Source organism: Streptomyces violaceoruber, assembly GCF_033406955.1.
GTDB lineage: Bacteria > Actinomycetota > Actinomycetes > Streptomycetales > Streptomycetaceae > Streptomyces > Streptomyces violaceoruber.
This window is the reverse complement of the sequence record NZ_CP137734.1, coordinates 709,207-726,744: the sequence shown is the minus strand read 5'-3', so window position 1 is coordinate 726,744 and position 17,538 is coordinate 709,207. Positions and strand designations below refer to the sequence as shown.

Here is a 17,538-nt window from a genome sequence, read left to right as displayed (position 1 = left end):
GCCACTCACAGGACCGTGCTCAGGAGGCGCCGGGAGGTGATGCCCAACTTGGCGTACACCTTCCGCAGATGCCATTCCACGGTGTGCGGGCTCAGGAACAACTGGGCGCCGATCTCGGAGTTGGTGAGCCCGTCCCGGGCCAGGCGGGCGATCTGGCTCTCCTGAGACGTGAGCGCCGCCACGGCGCCGGCGTCGCGACGGGTCACCGTCTCACCGGTGGCCCGCAGTTCGCGGACGGCGCGTTCGGCGAACGCCTGCGCGCCGAACCGGGTGAACAGGGCGTGGGCCATCCGCAGCTGCGTTCGGGCGTCGGCGCGGCGGCCCTCCCGCCGGAGCCACTCCCCGTACAGCAGACGCGCCCGGGCCGTCTCCATGGCGGCCTGGGTGCGGCCGAGTCGCTCGATAGCCTCCCGGTACAACTCGTCGGCCGCCGATCCGTCACCGAGCAGGGCACGGCAGCGCAGCTGGACGCCCAGTGCCCAGTCCGTGGCAGCGGCGCCGGTGTCCCGGGTCAGCCGGACCAGTGCCGCCTCGGCCACGTCGAGGTGGCCGCTGCGCGCCCCGGCCTCCACCACCTCCACCAGTCCCCAGCCGGCCGCGACCAGGTCCTGCGGGTGTGCGCTCGCCCGACGGGCGGCTTCGAGCGCCTCCTCGTACCGGCCCAGGCCGTTGAGGAGCAGGGCCTGCGCCCGGCTCGCGACGGCCACCCCGATGCCCTCACCGCGGCCGAGGGCCTCCTCCGTGCCGGCCTTGATCAACGGTGCGGCCTCGCTCGCGTGGCCCTGCCAGGCGGCGAGCGTCATCGTGCCGTACGGCGAGAAGCCGCCGCCGACCGCCTCCTGGACCCGGCCGGTCTCCGCGATGAGCAGCGCCGCCGCGTCCAGTTCACCGGCGGTCGTGTGGACGACCACCCGCGAATTGAGCGCCAGCGGCAACTCGGTCAGCGCGCCGACCGCACGGGCGGTGCGCACATGGCGGGTGACCAGTTCCGTCCAGGCCTCGTGGTCCCACATGTCGGCCGCCAGTGCCGAAGCCACCCACGACCAGCGCAGTACCTCGTCGGGCTCGGTCTCCCGGCGGAACGTGCGTACCGCCTCGCGCGAGAAGGTGACCGCGTCGCGATACCCGTCGAGGAAACGGGTGGTGAGCGCGTCCAGCAGCAGATCGGCGTTGCGCGGCGGTCCTGTGCGGGGCGGGGCCGTCCCGCGCGCGGCCGCCGCCACCTCGCGCACGAGCGCCTCCGACGTGAGACGTCCGGCGAACATGGCGGCCGACAGGGCGTCCAGGAACGTCTCGCGGGCCAGACCCGCATCGAGCGGGACCAGGCGCCGCGCGGTGGCCAACAGCCTGGGGAGCATGTCGTCCACGCGGCTGGAGGTGAAGGAGATCCGGGCCTCGACGAGATCCGCACGGGCCCGGCCGAGTTCGTCGAGCGGGCCGGCCCGTGCCAGCTCCAGCAGGTCGCGCGCCGCGGCGGGCGCACCGGCACGCAGCTTCGCCTGGGCCGCGGCGAGGGCGCGCGTCGCCTTGCGCCGCGGGTGCGGCGTCAGCACGGCCGCGTGGGCGAGGAACGCGGCCGCCGCGGCGGTGCCGCCCCGCGCCCGCGCCCGTCCGGCCGACGACTCCAGCTCCGCGGCGATGACCTCGTCCGGCCGGACCGTGGCCCGCGCGAGGTGCCAGGCACGGCGGTCGGGGTCGACGCCGGGGTCCGTCGCTTCGGCCAGCACGCGGTGCACCTCCCGCAGCTCCGCGAGCCCGGCCGACCGGTAGATCGCGGAGCGCAGCAGCGGATGCCGGAAACGCACCAGCGTGCCGACGTCGAGCAGGCCCGCCGTCACCGCCGGCTCCACCGCGTCCGGGGCGACGCCCAGCCGCTCGACGGCGCTCCGGAGCAGCGACACGTCACCGACCGGCTCGGCGGCGGCCACCAGCAGCAGGCGCTGCGTCGGCTCCGGGAGCGAGCGGACCCGCGCGAGGTAGCTCCGCTCGATACGGCTGGTCACCCTTCCGGGACCGTGCGGAGCGGGCCCCTCGACCGCTTCCGCGTCGACGCGGCCGTGGGGGAGTTCCAGCAGCGCCAGGGGGTTGCCGCGGGCCTCGGCGAGGACGCGGTCGCGGACCCGCTCGTCCATCGGGCCGTCGGCGCTCGCGTCCAGCAGCGCGCGGGCGTCGGTGTCGTCCAGCCCGTGCAGCGTCAGCTCGGGCAGGCCGGCCAGGTCGTCGCGTCCCCGCTGCTCACGGGTGGCGAAGATCAGGGCCAGCGGTTCGGCGAGCATTCTTCGCGCCACGAAGGCCAGCGTCTGCGCGGAGACCCGGTCGAGCCACTGGGCGTCGTCCACGAGGCAGAACAGCGGTCGCCGGGCGGCCACGTCGGTGAGCAGCCCGAGCACGGCCAGACCGACCAGGAACCTGTCCGGTGGCGGCCCCGTGCTCACCCCGAACGCCGTGGCCAGTGCTTCCGCCTGCGGCGGCGGGAGGGAGCCGGTGTGCCCGAGGAAGGGAGCGCACAATTGGTGGAGTCCCGCGAACGGAAGCTCCATCTCCGACTCGGCACCGGCTCCCCGGGCGACCCGGTGCGCGGTGACGCGTGCCGCCAGGTGATCCAGAAGGGTGGACTTCCCGATGCCGGCGTCGCCGCGCAGCACCAGCACCGCGCTGCGACCTGCCTCCACCTCCGAGACCAGCCCGTCCAGCACGTCGTATTCACGGCGCCGGCCACGCAGCCGCTCAGGACCGTCCCCGCTCACGCTGCCCCCCACACGCGGCGAGCATAACAACACGGCGTGCGTCCGGGGCAGGGGCCGCTGCCGCGGCCGTCGTCGGCGGCGGCTGTCACAGAACGGGGAGCCGTCTCATCAAGAGGGCAGAACGCCTTCTTTCCCGTACTCGCGCCGGTGTCCCGGCTCCGGACCCGTCCGGCCCGGCATCGCAGGCCGAGAGGAGACGACCCCACATGCTGACCGCGAGGGACCGTTCCAGCCCTTCGGGCACCACGGAGACAGGAACCCACGGGTACGTCCAGCACGAGAAATGGCTGATCGGCGTGCCGTTCCGAACCACCGCTTCCCGCGTGGTCCGGTTGTACTACGTGGTGGGTGGGGCCGGTGACGTCTCCCGGGCAGTGGGCGTCGCCCTGGCGCGCGCCAACAGCGCCCGGGAGAGGCAGGCGCGGGGCGGCGGGTCCGTCGCGGCGGAGGACCTGGAGGTCCGCAGGATCACACTGGACGCACTCGGGCGCACGGGTCTGGACGGCCCCGGCGACCGGTCGGCGGCGCCGTCGTGGTGAGGGCCGGGAGCGGCGGGCGGCGCCTCGCGCCGCGGCCGCGACGTCCGACGGCAGTGCCACGCGCGCACGGTCCTGTGACCCGGATCATGGGCACGGGAGGGCATGGATGTCCCGCGCCGCGCGGTGTTCGCTGGGCGACATGAACGAAAGCCCCAGGACTCCTTTCCCGACTCCTTCCCACTGGATCGACGGCCGTGCCGTCACCGGCTCCGGACCACTGATCGACGTGGTGAACCCCGCCGACGAATCGGTCATCGCCCACCTGCACGAGGCCACCGCCGACGACGTGGACATGGCAGTCGACGCCGCGGTCGCCGCCATCCCCGGATGGGCCGCGACGCCCCCGCGGCACCGGGCGGACGTCATGCGACGCCTGGTCGAGGGCCTGCAGAAGCGGAGTGAGGAACTGGCGGCCACCATCACCCTGGAGATGGGCGCCCCCATCGCCTTCTCCCGGCAGGCGCAGGTCGGATTCCCGGTCGCGTCCACCCTGGCCGCGATCGCCGCGGCCGAACGGTTCGAGTGGAGTGAGAGGGTCGAGAACTCGCTCGTCGTCCGCGAGCCCGTCGGAGTGGTGGGCGCCATCACCCCGTGGAACTTCCCGCTCCAGCAGCTGGTGACGAAGGTGGTCCCGGCGATGCTGGCGGGCAACACCGTCGTCCTCAAGCCCTCGGAGCTGTCTCCCCTCAGCGCCCGGATGTTCGCGGAGATCGCCACGGAGGCCGGGCTGCCGAACGGCGTGTTCAACGTGGTGCAGGGAACCGGTCCGGTCGTCGGTGAGGCCTTGTCCCGCCACCCGAAGATCGACATGATCTCCTTCACCGGATCCACCCGCGCCGGCAAGAGCGTCTCCAGTGCCGCCTCCGTCACGGTGAAGCGGGTCGCACTCGAACTGGGCGGCAAGGCGGCCCACATCGTCCTCCCCGAGGCCGACCTCGACTCGGCCGTCGCCCGCGGACTCGCCTTCGCCTGGGCCAACGCCGGCCAGGCCTGCGGGGCCTACGTGCGCATGCTCGTGCCGGAGGACCTTCAGACGGCCGTGGTCGACAGGCTCCGGACCGCCGCCCAGGAGTACGTGGTCGGTGACCCCGCCGACGAGGCCACCCGGATCGGACCACTCGCCTCGGAGACCCAGCGCCGACGCGTCGACGACTACATCCGGCGCGGCATCGCCGACGGCGCCACCCTCGTGACGGGCGGCCCCGGCCGACCCGAGGGGTTCGAGACCGGCGCCTACGTCAGGCCCACGATCTTCTCCGACGTCGCACCGGAGTCGGTCATCGCCCAGGAGGAGATCTTCGGCCCCGTCCTCGTCGTCATCCCCTACACCGACGACGAACACGCCGTCGAGATCGCCAACGGCACGGTCTACGGCCTCAACGCCGCGGTGACCGGGGACGAGGACCATGCCATGGCGATCGCCGTGCGCCTGCGTGTCGGCCAGGTCGACGTCAACGGCGGCCGGCACAACTTCCAGGCGCCGTTCGGCGGATACAAGCAGTCCGGCAACGGCCGGGAGATGGGCCGTGCGGGCCTCGAGGAGTTCCTGGAGACCAAGGCGATCACAAGCTGACGCACCACGCCACCGTGTCCGCGCAACACACTGTTCGCCGGGAATGACGCACCCCGGACACGACGTTCACGTCGTTGACCCACCGAAGGGACGACCATGGCAGACCGCGCGGCGCTGGCCGCTTTCCTGCGGGCACGCCGCGAGGCTCTGCAACCCGAGGACGTCGGGCTGCCCCGCGGCCGCCGCAGGCGTACCGGAGGACTGCGCCGGGAGGAGGTCGCGGCCCTGTGCGACATGTCGGTGGACTACTACAGCCGGCTGGAGCAGCCGCGGGGCCCGCACCCCTCGGAGCAGATGCTCACCTCGATGGCCCGCGGCCTGCGCCTGTCACTGGAGGAACGCGATCTCCTCTTCCAGCTCGCCGGTCACGCCCTGCCGCGCCGTGCGCGACGCGGCGATCATGTCGCCCCCGGGACGATGCGCATCCTGGACCGCCTGGAGGACACTCCCGCCCAGGTGATGAACCACCTGGGCGAGACGCTGAGCCAGACACGTCCCGCGATGGCCCTGCTGGGCGACCAGACGGCCTACACGGGACTGGCCCGCAGTTCCCACTACCGCTGGTTCACGGACCCCGCCGCCCGTCTGGTCCACCCCGCGAGCGATCACGCCGAGCAGAGCCGTCTCATGGTGGCCGACCTCCACAGCGCCTACTCCCGCGACGGGGGCGACTCCGGTGCCGCCGCGCTCGTGGACGCGCTGAACCGGGAGAGTCCGGAGTTCGCCGGCCTGTGGCGGCAACGCCCCGTGCTGGGACCGTACTGCGCCTCCAAGCGCTTCGTGCACCCACAGGTCGGGACACTCGAACTGCACTGCCAGACACTGATCGATCCCGACCACGGCCAGCGGCTCGTCGTCTACACCGCGACACCCGGGACGGAGAGCCACACCAACCTCCGACTGCTGTCCTTGCTGCCGGTCTCGTGACGGTGCGGCTCCCACGCCCGCCGGGGGTCAGGCCCAGTCGAGGGCGTGCTCGTGGGCCAGGCGCGGCATGCGGTCGAACGCCGGGGGTCCGGCCGGGTGCCCGATGTTGACCACGAGGATGGAGTGCCAGTCGCTGTCGGCGAAGAACTCCTTGTCGATCCCGGCCGGGTCGAAGCCGGCCATCGGACCCGCGGCCAGGCCGAGGGCGCGGACGGCGAGGATGAAGTATCCGGCCTGAAGCGGTCCGTTGAACGAGGTGATGGCCTCGCGCTGGGCGGGCTCGCCCTCGAAGTACTCCTTCATCTCCGGGCGGACGGGCAGGACGTGCGGGAGGTGCTCGTGGAAGCGGTGGTCCACGGCGAGGACCGCGACGACCGGGGCCGAGGCCGACTTCGGCCGGTTTCCTTCGTCGAGGTGCGGCAGCAGGCGCTCCTTGCCCTCGGCCGTACGGACGTACAGGACGCGCATCGGCTGGGTGTTCGCGGCGGTCGGTGCCCAGCGGGCGAGCTCCCAGATGCCGGTGAGCGTCGCGTCGTCGACCGGAGTGTCGGCGAAGGAGTACGCGGTACGGGCGTCGGTGAAGAGCGCGGCGCCGGCCTCGGCGGGGATGCGGGGGAGAGGTCCGGAAACGGACATGGGGATGCTCCTGGCTCGTTGTGCTCGTTATGTGGGAGTAACTACGATAAGCCTGGTCACTAGGAAAAACAGAGCGACCTTCGGCAGAGTAGCACCCGGTTACCCTGAGGGCATGGAGAAGGCGAAGGGCACTCGATCGGCCGACGCGGACGGCGCGGGGGCGGAGCAGCACCATCCGGCGGCTTGTGACGGTGCGCTGAGCAAGGCGTTCAGCTTCCTCGGCAAGCGGTGGAACGGCGTCATCCTGGCCACCCTCCAGCACGGACCCCTGGGCTTCGCCGAGTTGCGGCGCGCGGTGGAGGGCATCAGTGACTCGGTCCTCTCGGAACGGCTTTCCGAGCTGTCCGCCGCCGGTCTCGCGCACCGCGAGGTGGAGCCCGGCCCACCCGTCACGGTGCGCTACCGCCTCACTCCGGACGGGACGGCTCTGATGCCCATCCTGAGCGAGCTGGCCGGCTGGGCGTCCCGGCACCTCCCGGACACGCCGACCGCTCGGCGCGGCGGCCGTGGTTAGACGTCGCCGACTCGGTCGTACGAGAGGACCGACCGGCTTGCGGGGGCCCGTGTGACAACCTTGGCACCATCTCTCATGTGGAGTGTGTCACAAGGTATGGACACAAGGTGTGCTCTGTGCTCCGGGTATGGTGAAAGGGATTCCTCCCGGCACTCGATGCGGGAGTTCGCTGTCCCCGGAGCACCTGAGGAGCCACGCGCATGATCGCCAGCCCGCTTCCGGACCTGGTCGGCCGGCACCGAGAGTGCGAGGCACTCGACGATCTACTGGCAGACCTGCGTGAAGGCGGGTCCCGTGTGCTGGTGATCCGTGGCGAAGCGGGCATCGGGAAGACGGTGCTTCTGGAGTACCTGGCCGCGCAGGCGTCACGGGCGAAGGTGACCCGGGCGCAGGGCATCGAGGCGGACATGGAGCTGCCCTACGCGAGCCTGCACCAACTGTGCGCGCCGTTCCTCGACCAGCTGGACGGCTTGCCGGCACCCCAACGGGAAGCCCTGCGCGTGGCGTTCGGCATGGCGGCCGGTGATCCGCCCGACCGCTTCCTGGTCGGCCTCGCCGTGCTCACGCTGCTCACCCGCGCCTCGGAGGCGCGCCCGGTGCTCGTCCTGATCGACGACGCGCAGTGGCTGGACCAGGTCTCCCTGCAGACGCTGGAGTTCGTCGCGAGGAGACTGCTCGCCGAGGCGGTCGCGATGGTGTTCGCGGTGCGCGACCCCGAAGGGCAGGAGGCGCTGACCGGTCTGCCGGCCATGCGCATCGGCGGCCTCGACGCCACGGCCGCGGGGGAACTCCTGGAAACCGCCGTCGGCGGGCGACTGGAGAAGCGGATCCGGGACCGGTTCGTGGCCGAGATGCACGGCAATCCGCTCGCTCTGCTGGAGTTCTCCCGAGGCCGCAGTGCCGCCGAACTGGCCTACGGCCTGGACTCGTCCGGTCACCCGATCGTCCAGGGCCCGGTCGCGAGCCGGGTCGAGCGGGACTTCGCCCAGCGGCTCGGGTCGCTGCCGGAGGCGACGCGGACACTGCTGCTGATCGCCGCGGCCGAACCGGTCGGTGACGCGAGGCTGTTGGCCCGCGCGGCCGCCACGCTCAAGATCACCCCCTTCGCCGCCCCGGCCAAGGTCGCCGGCCTGATCGAGCTGGGCGAGTCCGTCCGGTTCCGGCATCCGCTGGTCCGTTCGGCGGTCTACCACCAAGCCGCCCCCGAAGCACGCCGATCGGTGCACCGGGCCCTGGCCGCCGCCACGGACCCGGTCCTGGACCCCGACCGGCGCGCCTGGCACGCCGCCGAGGCCGCGAACGGACCGGACGAGGAGGTCGCCGCTGGACTGGAGCGCGCGGCCGGCCGCGCGCGGCAACGCGGCGGCATCGCGGCCGAGGCGGTACTGCTGGAACGCGCCGCCGAGGTGACACCGGACCGCCGGTCGCGAGGGCGCCGCGCCCTGGCGGCAGCGGAGGCGCACTTCTCGGCCGCTGCGCCCGACCGGGCCACGGAGCTGGCCACCGTGGCCGAACTGTGCCCCCTGAGCCCGCTGGACCGCGCCCGCCTGGCGCGGCTGCGGGCCAGGATCCTCTTCGCCCGCAGCCGCAGCGACGAGGCGGCGCCGCTGCTCCTCGACGCGGCCGCGCAGTTCACCGCCGCCGGTTCGCCGCTGGCGCGGGAGACGTACCTGGAGGCGATCAGCGCCACCATCTTCGCGGGCCGCGTACACGGCCCCGCCGGGGCCCGCGCCGCCGCGATCGCCGCCCGCGCGTCCGGCGCACCCCCTTCCGGCTCCGAGGCCGCCGACCTGCTCCTGGACGGTGTGGCCGCGCTCCTCACGGACGGCTACGAGACCGGTGTGCCGGCGCTGCGCGGCGCCCTGGAACTGCTGGCCACCGAAGAACTGCCCACCCGGGAGGCCACCGTGCGGTGGCTCCTGCTCGTACCGGTGGCGCTGGAGGCGTTCATCCACTACGCCTGGGACCTGCACGCGTGGGACACCTTGTCCAATCGCGCGGTGCGCCTGGCCCGTGACATCGGCGCGCTCGGCGCACTGCCGCCGGCCCTCGTCTACGCCGGTGGAGTGCACATCCACTACGGTGACTTCGCCGAGGCGGACAGGATGATCGACGAGGCCGACGCCCTGGCCGCCGCGACCGGTCACGCGCCGCACAAGTACGCCACGCTGGTCCTGGCCGCCTGGCGGGGCGAGGCGGACGTCGCCTCCGGGATCATCGAGGAGGCCAGGCAGCGGGCCGACCAGCGGGGCGAGGTGTCCCTGCTGGGCGCCATGGGCTACATCCAGGGAGTGCTGTACAACGGCCTGGCACGGTACGAGGAGGCCCTGGAGGCCGCGCGTACCGGCATCGAGCACGACGGGTTCAACTTCGCCGGTCTGTCACTGATCGAGCACATCGAGGCCGCCACCCGGTGCGGTGAGCTGGACCAGGCCAGGGCCTCACTGGCCCGGCTGGTCGATCTCACCCGCGCGGCCGACTCCGGCTGGGCCGGCGGCGCCGCGGCCCGTAGCCGGGCCCTCCTCGCCGACGGCGAGGAGGCCGACCGTCTCTACCGTGCGGCGATCGTGGAGTTCGAGCGCGGCGGCGTCACCGTGGAGGTGGCCCGAAGCCATCTGCTGTACGGCGAGTGGCTGCGCCGCACCCACCAGCGATCGCTGGCCCGCGAGCACCTGCGTACGGCTCACGAGATGTTCGACGGCATGCGGGCGCACGCCTTCGCCGAGCGGGCCCGCCGTGAGCTGCTCGCCACCGGGGAGCACGTCCGGGTGCGGGAGGCCGCGGTGACCAGCGCGCTCACCCCTCAGGAGTCACAGGTGGCCACGCTCGCCGCCGGCGGCATGACGAACGCGAAGATCGGCGCGGAGCTGTTCATCAGCCCGCACACCGTGGAGTGGCACCTGCGCAAGGTGTACACGAAGCTCGGGATCAATTCCCGCCGCGCGTTGCCCGGTGCCCTGGCGAGCACCCCGCCCCCGGGCCGGGACGACGAGGGCTTGGTGCGTGCGGGCTGAGTCCGTAGGCCCCGGGGCCCCGGGGCCCCACGGACTCGACTACGGACAACAAGGGCGCGATGAGGGGTGCCGCGGACGGAGGGTGGACCCATCGCCCCTGAAGGGGCGCCCGTTCACCCGAAGGAGTCCCGATGTCCGCGCCCAGCCCGGAGACCACCACGCCGGCCGGCACCCCGGCCGCCCGGCCTGCCGAGGGGGACCTGGACACCGCCCTCCACGTCTTCCTGGCCCAACGCAACCGGCTGTTCCGGATCGCCTACCGGATCGTCGGGGACGCCGCGGGAGCCGAGGACGTGGTCCAGGAGGCGTGGGTGCGCTGGCAGCTCACCGACCGCGCGGAGGTCAAGAACCCGGTCGCCTTCCTGACCACGACCACGACCCGCCTGGCCATCAACGTCATCCAGTCCGGGCGGCGCCGGCACGAGACGCCGTCCGAACCGCGTTTCGCCGACCTCGGTGACCTCGCCTCGTCCGACGACCCGATGCTCTGCGCCGAGCGGACCGCGGCGATCGAGTCGGCCCTGGCCCTCCTCATGGCCAGGCTGACGCCGGACCGGCTGGCCGCCTATGTGCTGCGCAAGGGCTTCGACTACACCTATACGGAGCTCGCGAAGCTGCTGCGGATCAGCGCCCCGAACGCACGCGTGGTGGTCCACCGCGCCCAGGCCCGACTCGACAGCGAGCGCGAGCGGCCGATCCCCGTCGAGTCGCACCGTCGTCTCGTCACCGCGTTCCGGACCGCCGCCGACACCGGCGACCTCGACGGTCTCGTACGGCTGCTCGTCCCCGAGGAGCGGGTGCGCCGCTTGGCGCAGCCGTCCCGCAGACCGGTCGGCCCGGCGCACGTCCCGGCCCGTCAGGCCGCGTGAGGGCGAGCGGCGAAGCGGGCCCCATCCGGCCGCGGCGGGTGAGTGCGCGCCGCCGGACCTCGCCCGGCCCCCTGTTGTCACATCCGAGGCAGCCGTCTTGTCTCCCTTGTGCGGGCAAGCGGGTGCGGCTCACCTGCCGCGCCCCCGAGCCGGGAGACCGCCCCGGCACCGAGCAGTAGGACGCCGGGGACAGCAGGGAGGTCACCATCCATGAGCGACGATGCCAGGTTGATCACGCAGTGGAACAGGCTGACCCGGGTCCACCGTCGGATCGAAGCCCGTATGGAACGACACCTGCACCGGCAGCTGGGCCTGGGCGTGAGCGAGTTCTACGCCCTCCGCACGTTGAACGAGGGGGTGGCAGCCGGTACGGGACTGCTCTATCTGAGCGACCTGGCCAACGGGACGGGGCTGAGCCAGTCCGCCACCAGCCGCCTGGTCACACGCCTGCAGGAACGCGGCCTGATCACCACGCACACCGCGTCCGACGACCGCCGGAGCATCGAGATCGAGCTCACCGCCGTCGCGCACGACGTGTTGCGGCTGGGATCGCCCCTGCTGAGCCAGGCGGTCGAGGAGGTCGTGCGCCAGCTCCACGTCGAGGAGACGGACAAGGACCTGCTCCGCTACCTGCGTGGAGGAGGGAGCGACGGTGCGGACACCCATGTTCGACAGACGCCGAACGTTCGGTAGCATGGCCGTATGCCGGACCACCACGCGTCACCCGCGGACAGCGCGATCTCCCTGCCTCGCCTTCTCGGGGTGCTCAGCGATCCGACGCGGTTGGGCATCGTCCGGATCCTGTCCGACGGCGCCGAGCGAGGGTGGGGGCAGTTCAGTGCTCCCGTCGCCAAGTCCACGCTCAGCCATCACCTCAAGATGCTGCGTGAGGCGGGCGTGACCCAGACCCGCCAGGAGGGCACGCGCTGCTTCGTGAAGCTGCGCGGTGACGCCCTGGAGACCCGCTTCCCCGGCCTGCTGCCGGCGCTGCTCTCCGCCGCGGGCACCGACCATGTCGGAGAGCACGTCACCGAGCGGGACGAGCAGGCGTGACCGCGTAAAGCACTCCGTGCCGCACGGATAGCGGTCGAATCTCTGCCTGCATTGTCATGTCCATGATTGTCTGGCGTGGCGCGGGTCGCGTCACGGGCGGCTTCTGGGCGTCCGGTCGGCGCGTCCGGTCGGCGTCGACGCCCTTCGTGCGCAATCACCGCCGTCGCCGCCCCATTTGACGACCTCGTCGGCGCTGCCCATAGTGTTCTATGTACATCGAACATCGAACAAGGAGCCTTGATGTCCCCGAACCAGTCCCACGAGACGTTCTCCGGTCACGTTGTGATCGTCACCGGCGCGGGAACCGGCATCGGCCGAGCCACCGCCGTGGCCTTCGCCGAGTCGGGTGCGCACGTCCTCGCCGTGGGCCGCCGCGAGGCGCTCCTGAAGGAGACCGCCGCGGCCCACTCCCATATCGACGTCCTGGCCATCGACATCTGCGGTGACGAGGCGCCCGGCAAGGTGGTGGACGCCGCCGTGGAGCGGTGGGGACGCCTCGACCACCTGATCAACAACGCCGGTGCGACAGCGGTGATGCCGCTGGCCGAGGCCGAGAAGCAGACGATCGTCGATCTGCTGGCGCTCAACGTCGTCGCGCCCAGTCTTCTGGCGCGCGAAGCCCTGCCGCACCTGCGCCGGACCTCGGGGTCGATCATCAACCTCTCCAGCACCTACGGGCACCGCCCGATGGCGGGGGGTGCGCACTACTCGGCGACCAAGGCCGCCGTCGAGCAGATGACGCGGAGCTGGGCACTGGAGCTGGCCGACGAGGGTGTCCGTGTCAACTCGGTCGCTCCCGGCCCCACCCGCACCGACGTCATGCTGCACGCCGGTCTGACGCCGGAGGCGGCCAACGACATGTACGCCTATGAGCGCGACCGCATCCCGACCCACCACATCGCGCACGCGGACGAGGTGGCTCACTGGATCCTCCGTATGGCGGACCCGGCCGGACGCCATGCCACCGGTCAGGTGATCACCGTCGACGGCGGCCTGGAACTCATCTGACGAACGGCGCGTCCGGTCGGCTCCGGGCACGAGGCGGTACCGGGTTCCCGGTCCACCGGCGGCGCGTCGTCGCCGACGGTTGCGGGAGACGATGAGCATGGTTTTGGTGAACGCGGACCGCACGCAGTCCTACGGCCTCGGTCTCCGGGGCAGGGTGCTCTCCTGCGGCGTGAAGGTCTACGGTCACACCGGCACACTGTGCAGGGCTACTGGATGGTGAACGCGTCCAACAACGGCACCGTCAACACCGTCCTCGCCGGGCACACCGGAAAGACACCGGCGCGCAGGACCGGTGCCTCCCTCCGGCGAGGGCGATCACCGGTGTCACGAACGGCCCCCCGGTCCGGTCACATGTCGCAGGCGCACGCGGGTGCGACAACGGCACCCGCGTGGACGCCGACGGGCCGGACGTCCGGAGCCGACCCGTGACAGCTCGGGCTCATGAAGGGACGACGGGTCGATGACACCACCAGGGAAGCTGCCCGCACCGCAACACGGCCTCCTGCTCACGCACTTCCTCACGGTGCGCGACGTCGCCGTCTCCCGGCGCTTCTACGCCGATGTCTTCGGCGGAGAGGTGGTGATGGCGGAGAACCCGGCGATGGTGAAGGTCGCCAACAGCTGGATCATCATGAATCCCGGTGGCGGCCCCACCCCCGACAAGCCGGGGGTCACGCTGGAGCCGCCCCGAAGCGGTGAGCGCGTGTCCAGCTTCCTCAACGTGCGGGTGGCCGACCTGCCCGCCTTCTACGCGCACGCGGTCGCCCAGGGCGCGGACTTCCTCACCGAACCCGTCGATCGCGGTGCCGAGCTGCGCTGCTACCTGCGCGACCCCGACGGCTACCTCATTGAGGTGGGCCAGTCCACCGGCCTGCTGCGGGGCATCCAGGCGGAAGCCCCCGCCGAGTCCGGTTGAGGCCCGCGGACCGGCGAAGTCCGCCGGCGCGGGTCGTTCACGGCCCGCTCCCGGCGGACTTCGCCGGCCGGCCGGGAGCGGTGCGGGTTCGGCGCCGGGGACGACGGTGTTCGTCAGGGTCCGAGGGAGGAGCAGGCGGTCATCTCTCGAAGGTCCGGCTCATGCTGGACAGCGGGTCCTCACCGACCTTCTCGCCGTTGACCTCGGCCGTCCGCGCCGGGCCCAGGACCCCGTCGGCGTTCCGGTACGGCTTCGGCTCGTCCGCGGTGACGGGTACGGACCGCGGTGTCAAGGCCAGGGTGAGTCGCTGACCGCCGTCGTGCTCGAGGGTGAGTGTTCAAGCGCCTGGTGGGTTCGCGACCGGCCGAACCGTCTCCCTCAGGTCTGTGCGGTGCCGGCGTGTGACCGGCCCTGTGAGAGACGGTAGGAGTCCGGCAGGTCCCGCACCACGACCGACAGGTCAACCGCGTCCATGCCTGCTTCACTCAGGTGAGCGGCGATGAGTTCCAGCACGCCTTCGGACAGGTGTGCCTTCACCGCCGAAGACCTTCCGTGCAGGAGGGCGACTTCGACGTGCATCACCATTCCGCCTCCGTACGTCTCGACCGGGCTCATCGAGGTCTTGGACACACCCCTGGAGCCACTCCGGCCGACCACGAGCGCATTGAGAGCCGTCACCAGGTCCGAGTGGTCGAGGGCGTCGGTGATCCGTGGCGAGAGGGTGATGTGGACGTGCGGCACGGCACTCCTTCCGGTGCTTGGTTGCTTTGGGCGCCGATTTGTTCGGAGTGCTGTCCCCGCGTCCTTCGCCGTACAGGGCCGCGCCGAGTCGGTGATCGGCCGGGCGCGAGGTCCGAACCGCTCGGCCCGGTGCCGTGGACAGGGGAGAGGCGGCCCACGAGGCGCCGGTGCGCCGTGGTGGTCCCGGTGCCGGTCAGCTCAGCGCCGTGCGAACCGCCCCGGTCACCTCGGGCCGCCGCTCCAGCTCGGCATGCACCTCGGCCAGTGTCTGGCCGGCCAGCGCCTGACGCCAGGCGTCCTCGGCGCGCACCATGGCCATCTTGACCGGACAGGGCTCCGTGGGCGCCGGGGCGATCTCTCCCACGCGGCCGCAGCACCGGATCTCGGCGCAGTGAAAGATGCGGGCGTCACCCTCGATCGCCTCGACCACGTCCAGCAGCGTGATCCGGTCCAGCGGCCTGGCGAGCTGGAACCCGCCGCGCGCACCGGGAACGGAGGTCAGCAGTCCGGCCTTCACCAAGGCCTGCAACTGCTTGTTGAGGTACGTGGACGACAGGCCGTGCACGGCGGCCAGCTGCGCGTTCCCGACGGGACCGCCGCCGGTCATGTGGAGGTTCAGCAGTGTGTGGAGGGCCCACTCGACGCCCTTGCTCATACGCATGATGTGGCCAGTTTAAGTCCTGGCCGGCCGGTCGAGTGCGACGGAGAACGAACGTTGACAAATTATATCCAGGATATTTAATGTCCAGGTAGTGGGTTTCGACGAAGCCCTCGTGACACGCCTGAGAGGACATGCACGACATGACACACATCCTGGTGATCGGTGGCGGATTCGCCGGCGTCTGGAGCGCCGCCGGAGCGGTCAGGGCCGCGCGCGCGGCGGGCCGGGCGGGTGACGACATCCGCGTGACGCTCATCAGCGCAGGGGACGACCTGGTGATGCGGCCGCGGCTGTACGAGGAGGATCCGGGCTCGATGCGCGTCCCGCTGGACCGGGTCCTCGGCCCCATCGGGGTGCGCCGGCTCGCCGCGACGGTCACGGCCATCGACACCGACGCCCGTACCGTCCGCGCCGTCACCCGGTTCGGCGAGGAAACGGAGCTGGACTACGACAAGCTGGTCCTGGCCACGGGGAGCCGGCTCGTGCGAGCGCCCTTCCCGGGCGCGGAGCACCTCTTCGACGTCGACACGCTGCCCGCGGCGACCGTACTCGACCACCACCTGCGGCGGCTGCCGGAGCGGGCGCTGTCCGCCGGCCGTCACACCGTTGTCGTGGTCGGCGCCGGGTTCACCGGGCTGGAGGTCGCCACGGCCATGGGCGAGCGACTGCGCGCCATCGCGGGACCGCACGACGCGCACGACGAGGTCCGCGTCGTCCTCGTCGACCGGGCCGACGTTCTCGGCCCCGAGCTGGGAGCCGGACCCCGCCCCTACATCGAGTCGGCCGTCGAGGCCCTGGGTGTCGAGCTGCGGCTGGGCCGCACCGTGGAGTCCGTCACCGCCGACCAGGTCGTCCTCTCCGACGGCGAGGTCATCCCCACGTCCACCGTCGTGTGGACCGGCGGTACCGTCGCCAGCCCGCTGACGGCCCAGATCCCGGGCGAACGCGACCGCCTGGGCCGCCTCGCCGTCGACGAACACCTCCGGGTCAAGAACGTTCCGCACGTCTACGCGGCCGGTGACACGGCCGCCGCACAGGCCGAGGACGAGCACTTCGCGATGCAGAGCTGCCAGCACGCGCAGCCCATGGGCAAGTTCGCCGGGCACAACGTTGTGGCGGACGTCCTGGGCAGCGATGTCCGCCCGTTCGAGCCCGACCCGTACACCACGTGCCTGGACCTGGGCCCCGAGTACGCCGTCGAGACCATCGGATGGGACCGGACCATCGATCTGACCGGAGAGGAGGCCAAGACGCGCAAGAGGAACATCAACGCCCGCTGGATCTATCCCTCCGTCGACGACGCGGAGGCCATCCTCGCCCACGCCGGACGCTTCGCCAACGGCGCCAACAAGCAGACCGCCGAGGTCCGCTAGTCCGTCCGGCAGGAACCGACGACGCACCCTCGCCCGGCGGGGCGGCACGCAGACGCCGTCCGCCCCGCCGGGCATCCGCACCAATCACCGCCTCTCAGAACCGGCGAAAGGAGGGGGAGACATGGCAGTCCCCTCGACACCGACTCGTGGCCCCGTCGGTCTGACCGGCCGCCCCGCCCGGCTCTTCTCGGTCCGCGTCGCGCGCAACAGGAAACTCACCCCGCACATGATCAGGGTGACTCTGAGGGGCGAGTCCCTCATCGAATTCGTGGGCGACGGCCCGGACCAGCGCATCAAGCTCCTCATGCCCCGCCATCCGTCTCAAAGCCTCGACGCGCTGCACGGCCTGACCCCGAGACAGATGCGTGAACTGCCGGACGCGGAACGCCCCGTCATGCGGACCTACACCATCAGGAGCCATGACCCGTCGACCGGCGAAGTGGAGATCGACTTCGCACTGCACACGCCGGTGGGGCCCGCCACCCGGTGGGCGATCGACGCGGTTCCCGGACAGCCGGCCGCCTTCTTCGGTTCCGTCGCCGCCTACGACCCGCCCACCGACACCGGGTGGCAACTCGTCGTCGGCGACGACACCGCCCTGCCCGCGGTCGCGGCCATTCTCGAATCGCCTTCCGCACCGGCGACCACCCATGCCTACGTCAGCGTGACCGATGCCTCCGCGGAGCTGCCCCTGACCACCCGCGTCGGTACGACGGTCACCTGGCTCCCCCGGGACGGCGGCAGCGGATCCGGCGACGACGACCACGGTGCGTCGCTCGTCTCCGCCGTCCGCCGCGCCAGTCTTCCGGCCGGGCCGGGATACGTGTGGCTCGCCACGGAACAGTCGGTCGCGCGGGACATACGCGCGCATCTCGTCCACGAGCGTGGTATGGACCGGGAACGCGTGTATTTCTCGGGATACTGGAGCCGGGGCAAGGCCGAGGGCGAGTGAGCCCCACCGCTCGGC

General features: G+C 71.9%; 17 protein-coding genes. 12 read left to right on the top strand and 5 right to left on the bottom strand.

Features of this window, described 5'->3' with window-relative positions; all coding sequences use genetic code 11:
- Positions 1 to 5 precede the first annotated feature (5 nt).
- A complete protein-coding gene (locus R2E43_RS03470) occupies positions 6 to 2,747 on the bottom strand; it encodes a helix-turn-helix transcriptional regulator (protein ID WP_332057103.1) in 2,742 nt (913 codons plus the stop codon).
- Positions 2,748 to 2,953: 206 nt separating this feature from the next.
- On the opposite strand from R2E43_RS03470, the gene R2E43_RS03465 reads away from it, so the two are divergent.
- The 3 genes from R2E43_RS03465 (at position 2,954) to R2E43_RS03455 (ending at position 5,786) form a co-directional block, all read left to right on the top strand.
- A complete protein-coding gene (locus R2E43_RS03465; RefSeq protein WP_003972005.1) occupies positions 2,954 to 3,286 on the top strand; it encodes a hypothetical protein in 333 nt (110 codons plus the stop codon).
- A gap of 106 nt (positions 3,287 to 3,392) precedes the next feature.
- Entirely contained in the window at positions 3,393 to 4,859 is a 1,467-nt protein-coding gene (locus tag R2E43_RS03460) for an aldehyde dehydrogenase family protein (protein ID WP_332055897.1), read from the top strand.
- 96 nt (positions 4,860 to 4,955) lie between these two features.
- Positions 4,956 to 5,786, top strand: coding sequence for a helix-turn-helix transcriptional regulator (locus R2E43_RS03455; protein ID WP_003972003.1), 831 nt, complete (start codon positions 4,956 to 4,958; stop codon positions 5,784 to 5,786).
- Positions 5,787 to 5,813: 27 nt separating this feature from the next.
- Here the strand turns inward: R2E43_RS03455 and R2E43_RS03450 are convergent, their stop codons facing one another.
- Complete coding sequence (locus R2E43_RS03450; RefSeq protein ID WP_003972002.1) at positions 5,814 to 6,422, bottom strand: malonic semialdehyde reductase; 609 nt, start codon at positions 6,420 to 6,422, stop codon at positions 5,814 to 5,816.
- A 112-nt stretch (positions 6,423 to 6,534) separates the two neighbouring features.
- Between R2E43_RS03450 and R2E43_RS03445 the strand changes: the two genes are divergently transcribed.
- The 7 genes from R2E43_RS03445 to R2E43_RS03410 all read left to right on the top strand — a co-directional run bounded on the left by R2E43_RS03445 (position 6,535) and on the right by R2E43_RS03410 (position 13,796).
- Positions 6,535 to 6,936, top strand: coding sequence for a winged helix-turn-helix transcriptional regulator (locus tag R2E43_RS03445; RefSeq protein ID WP_011031457.1), 402 nt, complete (start codon positions 6,535 to 6,537; stop codon positions 6,934 to 6,936).
- Between the two features lie 200 nt (positions 6,937 to 7,136).
- Entirely contained in the window at positions 7,137 to 9,950 is a 2,814-nt protein-coding gene (locus tag R2E43_RS03440) for a helix-turn-helix transcriptional regulator (RefSeq protein WP_011031458.1), read from the top strand.
- A 131-nt stretch (positions 9,951 to 10,081) separates the two neighbouring features.
- Positions 10,082 to 10,819: a sigma-70 family RNA polymerase sigma factor gene (locus R2E43_RS03435; RefSeq protein WP_332055896.1), complete on the top strand. Its 738-nt coding sequence runs from the start codon at positions 10,082 to 10,084 to the stop codon at positions 10,817 to 10,819.
- 210 nt (positions 10,820 to 11,029) lie between these two features.
- Positions 11,030 to 11,512 carry a MarR family winged helix-turn-helix transcriptional regulator gene (locus R2E43_RS03430; RefSeq protein ID WP_332055895.1) on the top strand — a complete coding sequence of 161 codons (483 nt, stop codon included), beginning with the start codon at positions 11,030 to 11,032 and terminating at the stop codon, positions 11,510 to 11,512.
- 9 nt (positions 11,513 to 11,521) lie between these two features.
- Positions 11,522 to 11,872: an ArsR/SmtB family transcription factor gene (locus R2E43_RS03425; RefSeq protein ID WP_093457561.1), complete on the top strand. Its 351-nt coding sequence runs from the start codon at positions 11,522 to 11,524 to the stop codon at positions 11,870 to 11,872.
- Positions 11,873 to 12,112: 240 nt separating this feature from the next.
- Positions 12,113 to 12,880 (top strand): SDR family NAD(P)-dependent oxidoreductase, encoded by a 768-nt coding sequence (locus tag R2E43_RS03420; RefSeq protein WP_003971996.1) that lies wholly within the window; start codon positions 12,113 to 12,115, stop codon positions 12,878 to 12,880.
- Positions 12,881 to 13,340: 460 nt separating this feature from the next.
- Positions 13,341 to 13,796, top strand: coding sequence for a VOC family protein (locus R2E43_RS03410; RefSeq protein ID WP_003971994.1), 456 nt, complete (start codon positions 13,341 to 13,343; stop codon positions 13,794 to 13,796).
- A gap of 139 nt (positions 13,797 to 13,935) precedes the next feature.
- Here the strand turns inward: R2E43_RS03410 and R2E43_RS38965 are convergent, their stop codons facing one another.
- From R2E43_RS38965 to R2E43_RS03395, 3 genes are all read right to left on the bottom strand, one after another.
- Entirely contained in the window at positions 13,936 to 14,088 is a 153-nt protein-coding gene (locus R2E43_RS38965) for a hypothetical protein (protein ID WP_408649109.1), read from the bottom strand.
- An 86-nt stretch (positions 14,089 to 14,174) separates the two neighbouring features.
- Complete coding sequence (locus R2E43_RS03400; protein WP_332055894.1) at positions 14,175 to 14,381, bottom strand: hypothetical protein; 207 nt, start codon at positions 14,379 to 14,381, stop codon at positions 14,175 to 14,177.
- 349 nt (positions 14,382 to 14,730) lie between these two features.
- Complete coding sequence (locus tag R2E43_RS03395; RefSeq protein WP_189284593.1) at positions 14,731 to 15,198, bottom strand: RrF2 family transcriptional regulator; 468 nt, start codon at positions 15,196 to 15,198, stop codon at positions 14,731 to 14,733.
- A 140-nt stretch (positions 15,199 to 15,338) separates the two neighbouring features.
- Here R2E43_RS03395 and R2E43_RS03390 point away from each other — a divergent pair, with 140 nt between their 5' ends.
- Together R2E43_RS03390 and R2E43_RS03385 are read left to right on the top strand one after the other, a co-directional pair.
- Entirely contained in the window at positions 15,339 to 16,571 is a 1,233-nt protein-coding gene (locus R2E43_RS03390; RefSeq protein WP_332055893.1) for an NAD(P)/FAD-dependent oxidoreductase, read from the top strand.
- A 121-nt stretch (positions 16,572 to 16,692) separates the two neighbouring features.
- Positions 16,693 to 17,523, top strand: a complete 831-nt coding sequence (locus R2E43_RS03385; RefSeq protein WP_332055892.1) for a siderophore-interacting protein — start codon at positions 16,693 to 16,695, stop codon at positions 17,521 to 17,523.
- Positions 17,524 to 17,538 lie beyond the last annotated feature (15 nt).